This is a genomic window from Microbacterium sp. 22215 (genome assembly GCF_052045655.1).
Classification (GTDB): Bacteria; Actinomycetota; Actinomycetes; order Actinomycetales; family Microbacteriaceae; genus Microbacterium; species Microbacterium phyllosphaerae.
In genome coordinates this window covers 1-16,347 of the sequence record NZ_JBQEPC010000001.1, presented here as the reverse complement: position 1 = coordinate 16,347, position 16,347 = coordinate 1, and the positions used below count along the sequence as shown (strand labels likewise).

The 16,347-nt window shown below is 66.6% G+C and carries 17 protein-coding genes; 3 read left to right on the top strand and 14 right to left on the bottom strand.

Translation table 11 applies throughout. The features are described 5' to 3' along the window. Positions 1-7: 7 nt before the first annotated feature. From ACTJKH_RS00085 to ACTJKH_RS00075, 3 genes are all read right to left on the bottom strand, one after another. Entirely contained in the window at positions 8-1,024 is a 1,017-nt protein-coding gene (locus ACTJKH_RS00085) for a VOC family protein (RefSeq protein ID WP_440735283.1), read from the bottom strand. A 101-nt stretch (positions 1,025-1,125) separates the two neighbouring features. Next, positions 1,126-1,896, bottom strand: a complete 771-nt coding sequence (locus ACTJKH_RS00080; protein ID WP_440735282.1) for a hypothetical protein — start codon at positions 1,894-1,896, stop codon at positions 1,126-1,128. Continuing rightward, positions 1,893-2,933, bottom strand: coding sequence for a Gfo/Idh/MocA family protein (locus tag ACTJKH_RS00075; protein ID WP_440735281.1), 1,041 nt, complete (start codon positions 2,931-2,933; stop codon positions 1,893-1,895). The genes ACTJKH_RS00080 and ACTJKH_RS00075 overlap by 4 nt, the downstream gene beginning before the upstream one ends. Positions 2,934-3,039: 106 nt before the next feature. Between ACTJKH_RS00075 and ACTJKH_RS00070 the strand changes: the two genes are divergently transcribed. From ACTJKH_RS00070 to ACTJKH_RS00060, 3 genes are all read left to right on the top strand, one after another. After that, entirely contained in the window at positions 3,040-4,305 is a 1,266-nt protein-coding gene (locus tag ACTJKH_RS00070) for an ROK family protein (protein ID WP_440735280.1), read from the top strand. Positions 4,306-4,447: 142 nt separating this feature from the next. Then, complete coding sequence (locus ACTJKH_RS00065) at positions 4,448-4,858, top strand: C-glycoside deglycosidase beta subunit domain-containing protein (protein WP_440735279.1); 411 nt, start codon at positions 4,448-4,450, stop codon at positions 4,856-4,858. A 15-nt stretch (positions 4,859-4,873) separates the two neighbouring features. Further along, entirely contained in the window at positions 4,874-5,962 is a 1,089-nt protein-coding gene (locus ACTJKH_RS00060; RefSeq protein WP_440735278.1) for a restriction endonuclease subunit R, read from the top strand. On the opposite strand, the gene ACTJKH_RS00055 is transcribed toward ACTJKH_RS00060, so the two are convergent. From ACTJKH_RS00055 to ACTJKH_RS00005, 11 genes are all read right to left on the bottom strand, one after another. Continuing rightward, positions 5,889-6,758, bottom strand: a complete 870-nt coding sequence (locus ACTJKH_RS00055; protein WP_440735277.1) for a ThuA domain-containing protein — start codon at positions 6,756-6,758, stop codon at positions 5,889-5,891. The two genes, ACTJKH_RS00060 and ACTJKH_RS00055, sit on opposite strands and share 74 nt — an antisense overlap. Before the next feature lie 7 nt (positions 6,759-6,765). Beyond that, the gene (locus ACTJKH_RS00050) at positions 6,766-7,776 is read right to left on the bottom strand and encodes a sugar phosphate isomerase/epimerase family protein (protein ID WP_440735276.1); all 1,011 of its coding nucleotides are present in this window, start codon (positions 7,774-7,776) and stop codon (positions 6,766-6,768) included. 46 nt (positions 7,777-7,822) lie between these two features. After that, entirely contained in the window at positions 7,823-9,007 is a 1,185-nt protein-coding gene (locus tag ACTJKH_RS00045; protein ID WP_440735275.1) for a Gfo/Idh/MocA family protein, read from the bottom strand. Continuing rightward, entirely contained in the window at positions 9,004-9,420 is a 417-nt protein-coding gene (locus tag ACTJKH_RS00040; RefSeq protein WP_440735274.1) for a C-glycoside deglycosidase beta subunit domain-containing protein, read from the bottom strand. Before ACTJKH_RS00040 ends, ACTJKH_RS00045 begins: the two co-directional genes overlap by 4 nt. Before the next feature lie 13 nt (positions 9,421-9,433). Continuing rightward, the gene (locus tag ACTJKH_RS00035; protein WP_440735273.1) at positions 9,434-10,459 is read right to left on the bottom strand and encodes a sugar phosphate isomerase/epimerase family protein; all 1,026 of its coding nucleotides are present in this window, start codon (positions 10,457-10,459) and stop codon (positions 9,434-9,436) included. Next, positions 10,456-11,568 carry a sugar phosphate isomerase/epimerase family protein gene (locus tag ACTJKH_RS00030; protein WP_440735272.1) on the bottom strand — a complete coding sequence of 371 codons (1,113 nt, stop codon included), beginning with the start codon at positions 11,566-11,568 and terminating at the stop codon, positions 10,456-10,458. The genes ACTJKH_RS00035 and ACTJKH_RS00030 overlap by 4 nt, the downstream gene beginning before the upstream one ends. Then, entirely contained in the window at positions 11,565-11,960 is a 396-nt protein-coding gene (locus ACTJKH_RS00025; RefSeq protein ID WP_440735271.1) for a C-glycoside deglycosidase beta subunit domain-containing protein, read from the bottom strand. Before ACTJKH_RS00025 ends, ACTJKH_RS00030 begins: the two co-directional genes overlap by 4 nt. A gap of 68 nt (positions 11,961-12,028) precedes the next feature. Further along, positions 12,029-13,549, bottom strand: a complete 1,521-nt coding sequence (locus tag ACTJKH_RS00020) for a GMC oxidoreductase (protein ID WP_440735270.1) — start codon at positions 13,547-13,549, stop codon at positions 12,029-12,031. Then, positions 13,546-14,340 carry a TIM barrel protein gene (locus ACTJKH_RS00015; RefSeq protein ID WP_440735269.1) on the bottom strand — a complete coding sequence of 265 codons (795 nt, stop codon included), beginning with the start codon at positions 14,338-14,340 and terminating at the stop codon, positions 13,546-13,548. Before ACTJKH_RS00015 ends, ACTJKH_RS00020 begins: the two co-directional genes overlap by 4 nt. 87 nt (positions 14,341-14,427) lie before the next feature. Continuing rightward, complete coding sequence (locus ACTJKH_RS00010; RefSeq protein WP_440735268.1) at positions 14,428-15,264, bottom strand: carbohydrate ABC transporter permease; 837 nt, start codon at positions 15,262-15,264, stop codon at positions 14,428-14,430. Position 15,265: 1 nt separating this feature from the next. Then, positions 15,266-16,225, bottom strand: a complete 960-nt coding sequence (locus ACTJKH_RS00005; RefSeq protein WP_440735267.1) for a carbohydrate ABC transporter permease — start codon at positions 16,223-16,225, stop codon at positions 15,266-15,268. Positions 16,226-16,347: the final 122 nt, after the last annotated feature.

Sequence of the window (16,347 nt, the reverse complement as noted above, 5' to 3'; positions counted from 1 at the left end):
TCGGGTCTCAGCCCTGTCCGTGCTTGGCGTACGGGTTGAAGAGCGCTTCCTTGATCTCGTCGGGCACACCCTCCTCGGTGGCCGAGGGGCCGTCCGCGGGCGGGAACGACTCCGTCATCGACATCGGCATCGCGCCGTTGCGGTAGAAGTTGTTCGAGCCGAGCGAGGGCTTCCAGGTGTTGGCCTCCCAGTCCGGCACGTAGTTGCGGTATCCGCCGGTGTTCAGCTCGATGCGCAGAGTAGACGGCTCACGGTAGTAGAGGAACGTCTGCTCCCCGATGCCGTGGATGTTGGGGCCGTACTCGATCGGGACGCCGTTCTCCATGAGGGTGTCCGCGGCGATCAGCAGCTCCTCGCGGGTGTCGACCCAGAAGGCGTAGTGATTGACCCGACCGGCACGAGTGGATCCGTCGAGCACGACGCCGAGATCATGCGATTTCTCGTTCGTGGTGAGCACGGAGAACACCGAGATGGGCGCCTCGTCGAGCACCGTGCGGGCCATGAAGCGGAATCCGAGCACATCGACGTACCACTTCACGAAGGCGTCGACATCGCTGGTCGCGACGGTCACGTGGTCGAGCTGACGAGGTGCTCCGGCGATGTTGCTGCGCTTCTCCGGGCGGTCGGGGTAGATCGAGGCGGCATCGCTCGACGCCGAGTGTCGCTCGACATCCCAGTGCAGGGTCATGTCGTGCCCGAACGGACCGATGAAACGGTAGGCGCGTCCGATCTTGAAGCCGTCGATCCATTCGCCGCGGATGCCGGCGGCCTCGACGCGCTTCGCGGCCTCTTCGAGCGCTTCGGCACTCGATGTGCGCCATGCCATGGTCTCGAGCGTGGGCTCGTCGCCCGGCACGACCACGACCGAGTAGGCGTAGTAGTCACCCCAGCAGCGCAGGTACACGCGGCCGTCCTCGCGGGCGACCTCCGTGAGACCGACCTGGGACTTGTAGAACTCGACGGACGCCTCGACGTCGGGCGTGGTGATCGCCACGTACGAGAGATGAGAGAGCAGTTTGATCATCTTCGATCCTTTCGTGGGGGCTCTGGGACCTGCCCCGCGCTCTACTTTTGTCGGAATCGAGCAATTCAGGAATCCCCTGATTGCTATACCGGGGATCAGCCTCAGTTATCCGACGACGAGAGCAGCCGCAGAGCGAGCGCCGCGTCGTGCCGGAAAGCCTCCAGATCATCGACCGGGCGCCCTCCCGTCAGCGCGGAGATCGCACCCCGCAACGCGAGCCGCTCATGCGACTCCCGACGCCGCGGGAGCCGGAGCGCGCCCTCGATCGTGGAGACCTCGACCACGGCGACGTCGGCGGCATCATCGAGCTCGACCTCTGTGCGCGTCTCCCCAGCCGCCTGCACACGCAGGCGCGATCCCCCGCGACCCGCGAGCAGCGACACCGTCACCACCGCTGCGCGACCTGTCGCTGCTTCGTCCAGCAGAGCGAGCACTCCGTGGGCGGAGACCGCCCGGGAACGCAGTGTCAGCGGGCCGCCCGCGACGACTCGAAGCCACCCCACGGCATCACGGACGACGGCACGGAAGGATGCCACATCAGCGGCCGCATCCGCCGCCAGATACCGCGCCGCCGCCGTGACCCCGGCATCTGCGACGACATCGGCTCGCATCCGTGGCCTGTCCAGCACCACCGGCGCACGTCCGGCGACAGCCGCCAGCTCAGCGACGACCTTGTCATCCTCCTCGCCCGGGTCTGCGACCACGATGCCGACCGCGCCCTCGCGCAGAGCCGAGATCGCACGCTCGGCCCAACCGTGGGAGCCTTTCACGATCACGACGGCGTCCTGACTCGCCGTCGCCGGCGAGACGCTCATCGGCAGCTCCGCGACCGCGACCCGATAGCCTCCGGTGGCTCCACAGATCCCGATCATGACGTCCACCCCTCCCGCACGGCCTCAGCGGCCGCATCAGCCAGATCGATCGCATACTGCGCGTCGGCGAGGAGTTCGTCGTACTCGACCGCCTCCACTCCGGCGCGCGCGGTTGCGAGCGCCTTCCACTCGGCGAGGTATCCGTCCTCCGGGATACTCGAATACTCGGACACCCCACCGTCCACGTGCCGCACACGCGCTCGCGCGCTGCCATCGTGCACGAAGGGCGGGGGGAACTCGACGTCGATGAGATCTCGAGCCGTGGACACCGAGAATCGCCACAGCGCGTCGGCTCCTTCCGGCACCATGACGGCCGTGAGACGGATGATCACGTCGCCGGAGATGAGCCCGATGCAATAGCCGATCGGCGCGACGGGACGCGCGAACACGACCCGGTCGATGCGGGGTGCGAGGTCACGCAGCAAGGGGAGGTCATGGATGCCGAGCCCCAGCACCAGCTGTCGTACGACCGCCGAGGCGAAGTCCACATCACGCCAGTCCGGTGCCGGGCGAGCGGGCGCCGCGCCGGGCAGGGATTCCGTCACGACGTCGTGGTAGCGGCCGTTCGGGGGCAGGGAGACGGTGATCGAGATGGCTCGCACGGAGGCGTTCTGTCGTGCGATGTGATGGCGGGCACGCCCCCAGGCCGGGTCGAAGAGGTGGTTCGTCCCGACGACGAGTGCTGTGCCGGACTCCCTGCAGGCCTCGATCACGGCGGATGCATCCTCATGGGTGAGCGCGAGCGGCTTCTCACACAGGATCGCTCGCTTTCCGGCCGCCACTGCCGCGAGGACCTGGCGGGCGTGATGCTCCGGCGAGCTGCAGATCGCGACGATCTCCACCGTCGGATCCGCGAGGAGATCGTCCATGCCCCTGGACCAGGCGGCGTCCGTCCGCCCCGCCAGCGCTTCCGCGCGTCCGCTTCCGGCGTCGGCGATGTGGACGACGCGGAAGAGCTCCGTCATCCGGTCCAGTGTGGGCAGGTGCAGCGCTGATACTCCGGGGCCTGCGCCGATGATTCCGACACCTTTGTGCATGAAATCCTCCGCATCTTTGGTTCGAACAGTACCTAAGTGTGGACCCGAACGACAATAGACCGTCGATGAACGCGGAAACCGGTGGATCTTGTGCGAAAATCGCCAGATGTCACGCGAGTCCACCCTCCGCTTCGGCGCTCAGACCGACGAGGTGACGAGCCTGCTCCGGATCGTCAACCTCGTCCGCACCGGCGAAGCCCTGACCAGGCCGGAGATCGGCAGATTGACGGGACTCGGACGCGGGGTCGTAGCTCAGCGGGTCGATCACGCCATCGCCGCCGGCTTCCTGGAGGACGGCGAGTACGCACCGTCCTCGGGCGGACGCGCGCCGCGCACCCTCCGCTTCCGGGCGGAGCAGGGACTCATCGTGGTCTGCGCTCTCGGAGCCCTGCACATCCACGTCGGCATAGCCGACCTCGACGGCGAGACGCGGGACGACACCCACGTGGCCTGGGACATCGCCAGGGGGCCTGAAGCGACCCTCGAGACCGCGATGACGATGATCGACGATCTCCTCGCCCGACACCCGGCCACGCCCGTGTGGGCGATCACGGTCGGCGTTCCCGGGCCCGTGGACTTCGCGACCGGTCGCCCGGTCGCGCCGCCCATCATGCCAGGATGGAACGGCTTCGATATCCGAGGGCGCTTCGAGGAGCGTTACGACGCCGCCACCTGGGTGGACAACGACGTCAACATCCTCGCCTTCAGCGAGCGCGAACGCCGAGCTGACGACGGTGTCGACTTGATCTACTGCAAGATCGGGTCCGGGATCGGCGCCGGCCTGCTCTCCCGCGGACGTGTGCACCGGGGCGCCAACGGCGCTGCGGGAGACATCGGTCACGTGCGCGTGCGTGACTCCGAAGCCCTCTGCCGCTGCGGCAAGGTCGGTTGCCTTGAGGCCGTGGCCGGAGGGTGGGCGCTCGTGCGCGATGCGGAGGCCGCACTCGCCGACGGCACCGTCAGCGCCCTCACCGAGACGGTCGCCGCCGGAGGGCGGATCACCCCCGAAGTGATCTCGGTGGCGGCAGGCGCAGGAGACGCACTCAGCATCTCGCTCATCCAACAGTCCGCCCGAGTGGTCGGGGAATCCATCGCGACTCTCGTGAACGTCTTCAACCCGAGCGTCATCGTGATCGGCGGAGCGGTGGCTTCAGCCGGGGAGCTCTTCCTCGCCGAAGTGAGACAGCGGGTGTACGAGCTGTCCCTCCCCCTCGCGACGAGAGACCTCTCGGTGGTCAACTCGCCGAACGATCCGAAGGAGCCCCTGCGCGGTGGGGCCGCACTCGCACGCGAAGAACTCTTCGATGGCACCTTCCCCCGATGGTTCGCCGACGGACGCCCGACGGTCTCACGCTTCAGGGCGGTCGACTAGCCGTCTCGACTTCTTCCAGATTCAGACATAAGCGTGTATCTTTTGTTCTGAAGTTGAAGGAGGGTGTCACTGATGACACACAACCCGTTCCCCGCGTGGGCTCGTTCGTTGCCCGTCCGTCCGACCGCGGGCGGCGGCCCCGGTGCTTGAGGCGCTGCGCGACGACGCGCTGACCCTCACCACGACCGGATACGTGGTGCGCCTCTCATTGCCGTGGATCCGCTCACTGCCGTTGGCCGCCCTGACGGACCTGTCGGTGGAGGTCGATGGAGAGGACATCCCCTTGGAGGCGATCTCTGTCGGAGAGCGCCTGATCCCGTTCTCGGATCTCGCCGAGGAACCGGGATGGTGGTTCGTGCAGGATCGCGTGGCTCTGCACGTCGACCGTCAGCTCGCCGCGGGGACTCACGAAGTCCGCGTCGCTTTCCGACTCGCGGTCCCCTACCTGCAGGTGGGGCCCGACGGCCCGCTCGTCCTCCCCTTCCTCGTCAGCCGTGAACTCGACACGGACACGGTGGCGCCTGCAACCGACGTCGCCCGCGATGCCGCCTGAATCGGAGTTGAATCCATGAACCCTTCCCTTCCGGCCGGCTGGACCCTCTCGGCCAGCGCCTTCAATTGGACGTCATCCGCTGTGAGAGCCGAGCGCTCCGCGACCGATATCGCTGTCGACATCGTGTCGACCGGCGTCGCACCCGTGATCGAGGTCGAACTCGGCCAACTGTGGCGATCGTTCCCGCTCACCTCTGACGCGGAGGCCGAGGGGCTGCGCGACGCGCTCGCAGCCGTCGGCGGTCGCGTGAGCATCGTCGGCGCGAGCATCGACGACTGGGACCTCCCCGCGCGCCGCCGCACCGACGCCGAGCGGTTCACATTCCTCCTCCCTCAGCTGCGTGCCGCTCATCGCCTCGGGGCGACCGGTGTGCGCCTGCCGATCGGCCAGGCAGGCCCCGGGCTGACGAATCGCCTGCTCCCCCATCTCCATGAGCTCGATCTGGTGCTCTTCGAGGAGGCTCAGGGACGCCAGACACCGGCCGCCGATCCGGCGGTGTACGACGCGATCGCCGCGATCGACGACCCGCATGTGCGCGTGCTGATCGACATCAGCATGCTCATGCGCGCCCTTCCGCCGTCCTACTTGGAACGACTGGCTGCGGCCGGGGTGCCGCCCGAGCTGATGACGCAGCTGACCGATGCCTGGCGCGATCCCGCGACCCACGACGCGGTGATGGCGCTTCTCCGCGGGGGCGGCGTGCCCGGTCCGATCCACACGCTGTACATGAACCTGCTCGTGCGCTTCGGACGCTCCGACGTCCGAGAACTGCGCGATGTGCTGCCGTTCGTCGGGGCGTTCCACCTCAAGTTCTGGGACCTCGACGACGCCGACGGACGGGTGTCGGCACCGATCCACGATCTCGGCGCGGAGCTCGCGAACAGCGACTTCACCGGCACCTTCACGAGCGAGTGGGGTGGCCTGGAGTGGCTCGATGACGACGCTGCGGTCATGACGCGGGCGCACATGGCGTTGGCCGGATCAGCCCTCAGCGAGGGTGCCGCCTCTTCCCGCCGTGGCGAAGTGGCGCTCAGCCCTTGTGGTTGTAGTACGGCCACGGGAGGAAGCGGCGTTCGCCCCGACGATCCGGCCCCTCGAGCGTGATCTCCCCGGTAGCGGCCCACTCGACCCCGCGCGGAAACATCCGGATGAATTCGATGCGCCGGAACGTATCGATGTCGTGCCCGATGGTGATGGTGAAGGAGCGTCCGGCACCGTACTCGTTGATCCAGGCGATGGGCTGATCCGTGTCGACGCCAGGCAGCCCTGCGATGCCCTCGGCGGGGATCGCGACCGGATAGTGAGACATCGGCCAGACAGGAGCACTCTGGTACGACTCCAGGTCATCGAAGGTCGTCAGCAGCACCCGCGCGCCGTCGTACAGTTCGACGCCGACGAGGATGTCATCCCCGGTTACGGTCCACGTCTCGTTGATGCCCTCGGTGATCCCATGACGCGGCTCGACCGTCTTCAGCACCGCCTCACCCCAGGGGCGTGGGCGGATGCCGGTGGGCACGCTGAGCTTCGCGCCACGCATGACGTTGTACTCCTCCGGGTAGCCCCAGTCGTCCTCCTGCACGGCAGAGCCATGGAACCAGACGATTCCCTTGCCCTCGTCGTGCACGAACCGCAGGAGCGCAGCATCCGTCTCCGCTCCGAACCCGACGGCCCTGTCGTGGTAACCGTCACGCCCCTCGAAGACGACGATCACGACGTCATAGCGGTCGATCATCGTGAAGCCCAGACCTCGCGGATCCTCCACGACCCGCACCCGGAAACGTCCGGTGTCTTCGAGCAGCGTCGTGAGCCACTGGTTGTGCGTGCGGAAGCTGCGGTGCTCGTTATCGTGCTCGATGGTCATGTGCCCCGAGAGGATCAGGACTTGCAGAACATCGCTCATCCGCAGGTCACCCCTCGGCCTGGGTCGAGAAGGCGGCGTCGAAAGCCGCCGCCGGCGGAGTGATCTCCGCGAGCTTGCGCACGAAGGCGAGCGCCTCCGGCGCTCCGACCAGACGGTCCATCCCGGCGTCCTCCCACTCGACGCTCGTGGGTCCGTCGTAGCCGATCGCGTTCAGCGCGCGGAACAGCGGCTCCCACGTCACTGCGCCGTGTCCGGTCGACACGAAGGTCCACCCGCGGCGTGGGTTGGCCCAGGGGAGGTGGGACCCCAACACGCCGTTGCGCCCGTCGAGGTTCGTGATCGATTCCTTCACGTGCACGTGGAAGATGTGGTCGGCGAAGTCGAGCACGAACGCGACGGAGTCGAGCTGCTGCCACACGAAGTGGGAAGGATCGAAGTTGAAGCCGAAGCTCGCGCGATGCCCGATCGCCTCGAGCGTGGCCTTCGCGGTCCAGTAGTCGTAGGCGATCTCGGAGGGGTGCACTTCGAGAGCGAACCGCACGCCGACCTCCTCGAACACGTCAAGGATCGGATTCCAACGATCGGCGAAGTCCTGGTACCCCGCGGCGATGTACTCATCCGACGCCGGCGGGAACATCGCGACGGCCTTCCAGATGCTCGATCCGGTGAAACCGTTCACGGTGGTGACGCCGAGTTTCGCGGCGAAGCGTGCGGTGTCCTTCAGGTCCTGCGCGGCGCGCTGACGAACGCCCTCCGGATCCCCGTCGCCCCACACCCGGTCGGACAGGATGTCACGGTGACGCTGGTCGATCGGGTCGTCGCACACCGCCTGGCCCGTGAGGTGATTCGAGATGGCCCAGACGCGCAGCCCGTTGCGTTCGAGGATGTCGAGGCGACTCTGCACGTACGCGTCGTCATCCCAACGGGACACATCGATGTGGTCGCCCCAACAGGCGATCTCGAGTCCGTCGTATCCCCACTCACCCGCCAGACGGGCGACCTCTTCGAACGGAAGATCGGCCCACTGGCCGGTGAACAACGTGATCGGACGTGCCATGAACGACTCCCTTGTGTTTTCTGGCGTGAAACGTGAAACGGAATACTCAGCGAGCGCCCACCGGCGCATCGACCAGGACACCGACCCAGGCGGAACCGGCGGCAGCACTGCGCTCGACGGCGTCGAGCACGCGCTGCACTCCCAGCCCCTCCTCGAAACTCGGATGCGGTGAGGTGCCGTCATGGATTGCGCGAACGAGGTCGACCACCTGGTGGCTGAAACCATGCTCATAGCCGAGCATGTGACCGGCCGGCCACCACGCTCCGACGTACGGATGCTCAGCCTCCGTGACCAGGATCTTCGTGAACCCCTGCCGATCGCTCGGCGCGGTGCGATCGTAGAACTGCAGGCTGTTGAGATCTTCGAGGTCGAAGGCCAGTGCCCCCTTGTCACCCGAGACCTCGATCGTCAGGGCGTTCTTGCGTCCCGTTGCGAAGCGCGTCGCTTCGAAAGAGACGATCGCTCCGCCCGAGAGCCGTCCGGCGAACAGCGCCAGATCGTCGACGGTGACATCGCCGTACCCCTCGGTCGCGGTTCCGCTCAGGCCTGATCCGCCGCCACTCAGCGGGCGCTGCGACACGATGGTCTCGACGACTCCGCTGACCGATTCGACGGTCTGCCCCGTGACGAACTGCGTCAGGTCGATGATGTGCGCGCCGATGTCACCGAGGGCACCGGAACCGGCGTGCTCTTTCTGCAACCGCCAGGCGAGCGGCATCTCCGGGTCCACCAGCCAGTCCTGCCGATATGCCGCGCGCACCTGCTGCACGCGACCGACGACACCCTCCGTGATGAGGTCGCGCAGGAAGGTGGCGGCGGGTACGCGACGATAGGTGAACCCGACCATCGAGGTGATGCCGTGCTCGGCGGCGCGCGCGGCGGCAGCCGCCATCGCCTCCGCCTCTTCGACCGTGTTGGCGAGAGGCTTCTCGCAGAGCACGTGCTTGCCCGCGTCCAGCGCAGCGATGGCGATCTCGGCGTGCGAGTCGCCCGGGGTGACGATGTCGACGATGTCGATGTCGGGACGAGCGATGACGTCGCGCCAGTCCGTCGCCGACTCGGCCCAGCCCCACTGCTGAGCGGCTTCGCGGACCGTCGTGGGGTTGCGGCCGACCAGCACCGCCATCTCCACGTCGTCCGGCAGTGCGAATACCCGGGGGGCCTGACGCCATCCCACCGAATGGGCCGCGCCCATGAAACCATGGCCGATCATCGCCACCCGCAGAGTCATGCGAGCACGACTTCCCGCTGCACGGGGACCCGGTTGGTGACGTAGCGACCGGGGCCGCCGTCGACACCGGGCATGATCTGCATGTAGAGCAGGCGCATCGTCAGGACGACCTCGACCGTGAACTTCTCGCCCACAGCGGGCACCTGCTCCAAGTCGATGAGCACCTCAGGGCGCTCAGCGACGAACCACAGCGTCTCGTGCTGTTCGGGAAGCTCTTCCACGCGGTAGGCGCGACCCTCCAGCACGAAGCGCAGCGACTCGGTCGGAATAGCGACGCCGTTCACCGTGGCGGCGACGCCGTCGACGGCAGAGAGCCAGAGGCTGCGGTACCAGGGCAGCTGCACCGAGACGGCGATGCCGGTGTCGGTACGGCGGACGTCCTTCTCGGAGAACAGGGAGTTGTGAGTGGCCATCAGTGACTCCGATTCAGACCGCGACTGCGGTCTCTTCGATCGCACGACGCATGAGGTCGTGCTGCTTCTTGACGAGTTCGATCGGGTCGCTCTCACCGAGGTCGGAGAACGCGTGGCCCTCCCACTCGCTCGAGAGATACCCCTGATATCCGCCCTCGACGAACTGGCGCACGATACGCGGGATGTCCATCGCCGGCTCCTCCCCGTCGGGGCCGATGTCGTAGAACTTGGCATGCACGTGGAAGATCTGCGGCATGATGTCGAGCCACTCCTCCGGCGGCACGAGGCCGTGCATGTTGAACGCCAGACGCGTGAAGGGGCCGAGGCGGGCGAAATCGAAGTTCTCGGACGTCAGGAAGTCCTCGAACTTCTGGTTGCGCACGTGCATGGGCGTCGGCTCGTGCCAGATCTCGTCCATCACGGCGAAGTACTCCTCGGGCATGCCCATCTGACGCATGGTGCGAAGCAGCGTGGGCGAAAGCGAGTGCATGGTCGACGAGAAGTCGGCGGTGAACCCGAGACGATCGGACTGGAGCTCGTCGTACATCTCGCGCATCTGCAGCACCTGCGGGTTGTTCGGACCCGATGGCGCATGGATCTCGTAGCCGAGCTTCTGGTCGTACTTCTCAGCGAGCGGAAGCAAGCTGCGCAGCAGCTCCTTGCCGTGCGAGCGGATCACGATCTTCTTGAACCCGAGCGTGTGCGCGGTCTTCAACTGGCGGGCGAGGAAGTCGTGCTCCTCATCGGGCGTCATGTCGCGGTCCTTGCGACGACCCATGTCGAGGTTCGTGCCGATGGCGCTCGGCTCGAAACCGTAGCGATCCATGCTGTCGCGCCAGAGCCGCACGAACTCGGCGTCGACGTCGGGGTACGTGCGCAACATCTGAGCGATGTTGAACTCGATGCCGGGGCCGAGACCGTGATCGGCCGCTGCCTTGATGAGCGTTTCGGGTGTGTACAACCCCGCGGCGAACTCGGAGGTGAGTGAGTAGAGCGTGATGCCCAGCTTGATGCCGGTGCCGGCGATGCCGTCGGTCATGCGCGGAGTCCCTTCGTGAGAGCGTGCGGGAGGTGAGCGGCGAGAGCGCGCCGCGCCTCATCCGCGCCGGTGATCATGCGGCTGCCGGCGTTCTCGGCGGCCGAGCGCTGCACGGCCTGCTCGCCGGTGATGATGTCGAACGGGCTCTGCCAGTGGTTCCAGTGCCAGCCTTCGTACTCACTCGAAACGGCACCGGAGTAGCCGTTCTCGACGAGCAGGGTGATGAGGTCGCGCACGGGCACCGACGGTTCTTCGCCGTTCTCGTCGATGCCGAAGAACTTGCCGTGCACGTGCTTCACCCACGGCATGATCTCGAGCCAGTCGTCGACTCGGGCGGGACCGAACAGGCCCGTGCCGTTGATGCCGAAGTCGATGCCGAGGTCGGGGCGGCCGTTCTGGGCGGCGAGGCCGATGAACGAGCCGAAGCGCTGGCCGTGGACCGCCTGATCCTCGGGCGGTCCCTGCTCGTAGTAGGTGTTCCACAGATCGACGACCTTGCCGAGCAGCTCTTCCGAGGCGCCGCGTCGACGGTACGCTTCGATCAGCGACGGCGCGAAACCCGAGACCGTTGCTCCCCAGTCCATCGTGAACCCGAGGAACGGCGAGCCGACCTTCTCGTAGCGGTCGCGGAGCGCGAGGATGCGCGGGTGCGATGCGTACTGATCGGCGTGCACCTCGAGAGCGAGAGTGACACCGTGCTCCTCGGCGATCGGCGCAAGCGCCTCCATCGAGTCCGGGGTGATCGAGATCTGCACGCGGGCGATGGGGAAACCGAGCTTCGCTGCCGCCTTGATCTGCAGCGTCATGTAGTCGATCAGCTCGTGCTGAGTGAGCATCCGATCACGGTGGATGCCGATATCGGCGTTGACCGCGAGCGATGTCGTGACGAGGCCGACCTCATCGACGAGGTCACGGAAACCGCCGGCGAACGCGTCGTCGATGTGCGGGAAGCCGCGGAAGCTGGAGAAGCCGATGATCTCGAGTCCGGGCCCATGACCCTCGGCGGCGACCTTGCGGATCAGCTGCTCGAGATCGTACTCGCGACCGTGGAAGGCGCGGGTGTAGCTGTAGAGCGTGACGCCCTGGATGGGCGTGCCGAGAGAGGTCATGCTGCCACCGCCTTCATGGTCTTGATGTCGTGCTCTTCGATGTGCAACGTCTCGGAGTCGGAGATGATGATGTACGGGATGTAGAGCGTGAGGTCGACGCGCACCTCGTGGTCGCCCTCGCCCGACACCGGCACATCGCCCGAGAGCTCGGCGGAGTCGACGGGGAACCACCACTCGTCGATGTTGGTCGAGAGCTCCTCGAATGTGAAGTCCCGGCCGTTCATGCGCCAGCGGAGTGACTCGCTCGGTGCCTCGATGCCGTCGACGGTCAGCTTCGCGCCGGCGATGCAGCTGCCGGGCAGAGCGCGGTACCAGGGGAGTCGGACTTCGACGGAGGCGCGGTCGGCTCGGTTGACGAGGGTGCCCTGCTCGATGATGCGATCGGGAATCACAGGTGTTCTCCTTGACTACTTTGTCACTATTTTGACAGACTAATGTGTTTTTCCTACATAAGCAAGGGTCAGCCGAGGTTCTCGGCGATCCGACGAGCACCTCGCACCGCGAGCGCGACCGAGGTGAGCGTGGGGTTGCATGCGGTCGAGGTCGGGATGACGTTGTTGCCTGCCACGAACAGACCCGGCACGCCCCACACCTCGCTGTCGGGCGAGCACACGCTGCGACCGTCATCGGTGAGCCCCATCCGCGTGCTCCCCTGATAGTGCAATGAGGCTCCGGCGGGCATCGTGAACGGACGCTCATCGAGCGGATCCCCCACCGCGCGACCCAGGCGGACGAGTTCTTCTCGCGCGCGCTCCATGACCGCGTGGTCGCGGGGAGTGAGGGTGTAGTGGATCGTCATCGCAGGCATTCCGTAGCCGTCGACCGCGTCGTCTGAGAAGTCGACCCTGTCCTCCCACTGCAGCTCTTTGGCCGTGAAGAGACCGAGCCCGACGATCGACCCCGGCACGACGGGATCGTCGTCGGCCAGCGGCACGGGCGAGGCGTCGAGCTGCATGATCTGGCCGTGGAAGGGCATCTCGTCAGTGAACGGCACCCAGGTGACGCCGCTCTGCTCGCTCAGCGCCCCGGCGGTCGCGACCGCATCCGCGTCGCCGGTCTGCACATCGCGCAGCCGCGACGCGAAGACGATCTGCGTCTGATCGTTCAGCATCCGTCCGAGCGCCGGGGGACGGATGCCGGAGGCCCACAGCACCTGCGGCGTGCGAAGGCCGTCGGCGGCCACCACCACATACCGGGCAGCGATGGTGTGCACGGAATCGGTGCGCAGATCACGCACCTCGACTCCCGATGCGCGTCCGCCGTCGGTGAGCACACGCGTGACCAGCGATTCGTCGTAGAGCGCGAAGTTCGCGTTCGCACGGGTGACGTCACCGAAGACCACATCCGATCCGGACCACACGAGGCGGCCGTCCTCTCGACGGTGCACGGCCAGCGGCATCCGCTGTGCGCGGTGCGCGTGGTCGCGCTGGGCGTCGACCGCCTCGGAGAGGCGCTCCCGAACGATGGTCGCGAACGGTGAGGCGTCGAAGGCGTCGGTGGTCACGGCGAGGAGGCGCTCGGCCTCGTCGAGCAGTTCGTCGAGGTCGGCGAGGAAGTCGATGCGCTCGCTGTCGAAGGGCCGAGGGCATGCCGCGGTCCAGTGCGCGCCCATGCCGCCCACGTTGCTCGAGAAGGCGGCGACCGGCATGCCCTCCTCACCCTCGACCCGGAAGCCCTCGGGGAGGAGGTAGGTTCCGGCGCGGCCACGCCGCTGACCGGACTTCGCCGCACCGGGATCCGAGATCGTCGCCGCTCGCTCCCCCGGCCCTTCGGACCGAGCCTGCGCGAGAGCACGCTCCGCGGCATCCTCGATGTTCTTCACGTGCGCACCCGGCGGATTCGACACGGTCGGACCGACCTCGAACATCGCGATCGAGGCATCCGGAGCGAGCTCGCTCAGGATGCGGGCGTATGCCGCGCCGTTCGGTCCGCTGCCGACGATGACGACGTCGGCCGAAGCGGGATAGTGCCGCGCATTCATGCCGTGGCCGCGACCTCTCGGATGAGGCGGACCGACTCCTCGGAGGCGGTCTGCGGGTAGTACTCGAGACCGATCGGCCCGTCGTATCCGGACGACCGGAGGATCCCGAAGCGCTCGGCCCAGTCGAGAGAGCCGGTGCCGGGCTCGCCGCGGCCGGGCGCGTCGGCGAGCTGCACGTACTTGACGATGTCGCCGGCGTTCGCCAGCTCCGCAGCCATGTCCTCTCCCTCGACCGTCGAGTGGTAGATGTCGTAGAGCACGCCGAAGTGCGCCGAATCGACGCCGCGCGCGACGTAGACCGCCTCGGCCGTGCGGTCGAGGAGCGAGCCCGGGTGGTCGACGCGCACGTTCACCGGCTCGAGCACCAGGGTGAGGCCGGAGCCGTCGATCTGCGCGATGGCCTTCTGGTAGATCTCGATCAGCTTGTCGAGCTGAACCTGTCGCTTCCAGCCGCCGAATCCCGTGCCACTGCCGACCACGAGGCGAGGCGTGCCGAGCGCGTGGGCGATCTCGACCCCCTCGTCGAGCTTGCGGAAAAACTCCGTGTGGTCCCACGGCGGAATCATGAACTGCGTGCGAGGCTCAGCCAGCTGTGCTGTCAGCTGCACACCGGTCTCCTCGAGTGCGGCCTTGAGCGCTGGGATGTCCTTGGCGGTCGCGGGGGCATCGACGCCGGTCGGGCCCCACATCTCGACGGCGGTGAATCCCGCGGCCGCTGCGGCCCTGACGCGGTCGTGATAGTCGCCTGCCTCAGTGAAGAGGAGCTCGATATTGGGCGCAAGAAGGTACATGATGCTCGTTTCTCGACGGATGTCGGTGCTGAGGAGAAGGTGCGAAGGGTCGGTGAAGGTCGGTGAGTGCGGGAGCACCCCGGAGGGTCAGCCTTTGAGTCCGCCCGCGAAACCCTGGATGAATCGCTTCTGCGCGAAAAGGTAGAACACGAGGATCGGGATCATCGACACGATGACGATCGCGAAGATCTTGTTCCATGACGAGACCAGCGAGCCGATGTAGTAATACATGGCGACCGGCAGCGTCTGGTTGGCTGAACCACCGAGGAAGATCAGCGAGGTGAAGAAGTCGTTCCAGACGATCAATCCCGCGAGGATCGCCACCGTTCCCGTCGCCGGCGACATCAGAGGCAGGACGATGCGGAAGAAGATCTGGGTTCGCGAGGCGCCGTCGATCGTGGCCGCCTCCTCATACTCGGTGCCGAGACTGCGGAAGAACCCCGCGTACAGGAAGATCGACAACGGCAGCAACATCCCCGTGTAGAGGATGACCATCCCCCACAACGACCCGGTCAACCCGATCGTGCGAGCCCCGATGTAGAGCGGAACCGTGCCGAGCTGCGTCGGCAGCACGATCGCGATCAGGAACAGCATGTAGGCGGTGCGGCTCCACCGTCGGGTGCTGCGCGAGATGACGTAGCCGGTGATCGCCCCGAGGAGAACGAGGCACAGGATGCTGCCGGCGGTGATGATGATGCTGTTGACCAACCCCATCACGACGTTCGAGTTGCCCTGGGCCGTGAGCACCTCGACGAAGTTGCCGAAGTCGAGGCTCGCCGGCGGAGCGAGATTCGACGAGGTGATGACCTCCTGGTCGGACTTCAGCGCCGTGGTGACGAGGAAGTAGAACGGTGCCAGGAAGACGATGGCGATGATCCAGATCAGGATCTCGCGCAGAGCAGTGAGCTTCGTGTAGCGGAACATGTCAGTCCTCCTCGGGGCGACCGTTGGTCAGGCGCTGCTGGATGATGGCGAACACCAGGATGATCACGGTGAGAAGCAGCGCGAGCGCGGCACCGTACCCGAAGTTGCCGAGTGCGAAGGATTCCTTGTACACCTGGGTGGCGAGGGTCTCGGTCGCGCCTGCCGGCCCCCCGCCGGTCATCGCCATGATCTGGTCGAAGATCCGGAGTCCGTTGACGAGGCCGAGCGTCGTCGCGATAGCCACGGCGGGGCGGATCGAGGGCAGCGTCACGTGCCAGAACCGCTGCCAGAGATTGGCGCCGTCGATCGCCGCTGCCTCTTCGATCTCGACCGGCACGGCCGCGAGACCCGCCATGTAGATGACCATCGCGAAGCCGATGTTCTGCCAGACGACCACGACGAGGATCGTCCAGATCGCCCACATGGGGTCGGCGACCCACGCACGGGCGAACTCGTCGAACCCGAGGGCCCGGAGGAACGCGTTGATCGGCCCGTTGTAGTCGAAGATGAACTTCCACACGTACGCGACGGCAAGCGGGCTGAGCACGACAGGCATGAAGAACAGCACTCGCAGTGCGTAACGGGTCTTGAGACCGCGATTCAGCCCGAGCGCCAGGGCGAGGCCCGCGATGTTGCTGAGGATCACCGACACGAACGCCAGGAACAGGGTGTTGCCCAGAGAGCCGATCTGCGTCGGGTCTCCGAAGATCCTGGCGAAGTTGTCGAATCCGATCCACGCGAAGGAGCCGATGCCCGACCAGTCGGTGAAGGCGAAGAACCCACCGATCGTGGTGGCGACGTAGTGCACCGCGAGGACGAGGATGATGCCGGGCAGTGCCCACCACCAGTGGCCGAACTTCAGCAGACCGGGCCGGCGCGGAGTGGGCGGCCGGCGGTGCCCCTTCCGCGCGCTCTTCGGCACGATCACCAGCTCGGTTTCGGACCCTGTCCTCAGGCTCATGATTCCCTCATGTTCGTACGTCGTCGTGCGAGTTACGGGAGTGGCCGTCCGGGGCGGTGCCGTTCACGATCGCGAGGGCCGCGCAGTTCCACGAGTTCGCGGGGCAACTGCTCTCGGGGATG

What these genes read in the sequence shown, in the direction of transcription:
- ACTJKH_RS00030 (WP_440735272.1), bottom strand. Translation starts at nt 11,568, where the DNA reads ATGACCTCTCTCGGCACGCCCATCCAGGGCGTCACGCTCTACAGCTAC.
- ACTJKH_RS00035 (WP_440735273.1), bottom strand. Translation starts at nt 10,459, where the DNA reads ATGACCGACGGCATCGCCGGCACCGGCATCAAGCTGGGCATCACGCTC.
- ACTJKH_RS00060 (WP_440735278.1), top strand. Translation starts at nt 4,874, where the DNA reads ATGAACCCTTCCCTTCCGGCCGGCTGGACCCTCTCGGCCAGCGCCTTC.
- ACTJKH_RS00085 (WP_440735283.1), bottom strand. Translation starts at nt 1,024, where the DNA reads ATGATCAAACTGCTCTCTCATCTCTCGTACGTGGCGATCACCACGCCC.
- ACTJKH_RS00040 (WP_440735274.1), bottom strand. Translation starts at nt 9,420, where the DNA reads ATGGCCACTCACAACTCCCTGTTCTCCGAGAAGGACGTCCGCCGTACC.
- ACTJKH_RS00080 (WP_440735282.1), bottom strand. Translation starts at nt 1,896, where the DNA reads ATGATCGGGATCTGTGGAGCCACCGGAGGCTATCGGGTCGCGGTCGCG.
- ACTJKH_RS00045 (WP_440735275.1), bottom strand. Translation starts at nt 9,007, where the DNA reads ATGACTCTGCGGGTGGCGATGATCGGCCATGGTTTCATGGGCGCGGCC.
- ACTJKH_RS00070 (WP_440735280.1), top strand. Translation starts at nt 3,040, where the DNA reads ATGTCACGCGAGTCCACCCTCCGCTTCGGCGCTCAGACCGACGAGGTG.
- ACTJKH_RS00055 (WP_440735277.1), bottom strand. Translation starts at nt 6,758, where the DNA reads ATGAGCGATGTTCTGCAAGTCCTGATCCTCTCGGGGCACATGACCATC.
- ACTJKH_RS00050 (WP_440735276.1), bottom strand. Translation starts at nt 7,776, where the DNA reads ATGGCACGTCCGATCACGTTGTTCACCGGCCAGTGGGCCGATCTTCCG.
- ACTJKH_RS00020 (WP_440735270.1), bottom strand. Translation starts at nt 13,549, where the DNA reads ATGAATGCGCGGCACTATCCCGCTTCGGCCGACGTCGTCATCGTCGGC.
- ACTJKH_RS00015 (WP_440735269.1), bottom strand. Translation starts at nt 14,340, where the DNA reads ATGTACCTTCTTGCGCCCAATATCGAGCTCCTCTTCACTGAGGCAGGC.
- ACTJKH_RS00075 (WP_440735281.1), bottom strand. Translation starts at nt 2,933, where the DNA reads ATGCACAAAGGTGTCGGAATCATCGGCGCAGGCCCCGGAGTATCAGCG.
- ACTJKH_RS00005 (WP_440735267.1), bottom strand. Translation starts at nt 16,225, where the DNA reads ATGAGCCTGAGGACAGGGTCCGAAACCGAGCTGGTGATCGTGCCGAAG.
- ACTJKH_RS00010 (WP_440735268.1), bottom strand. Translation starts at nt 15,264, where the DNA reads ATGTTCCGCTACACGAAGCTCACTGCTCTGCGCGAGATCCTGATCTGG.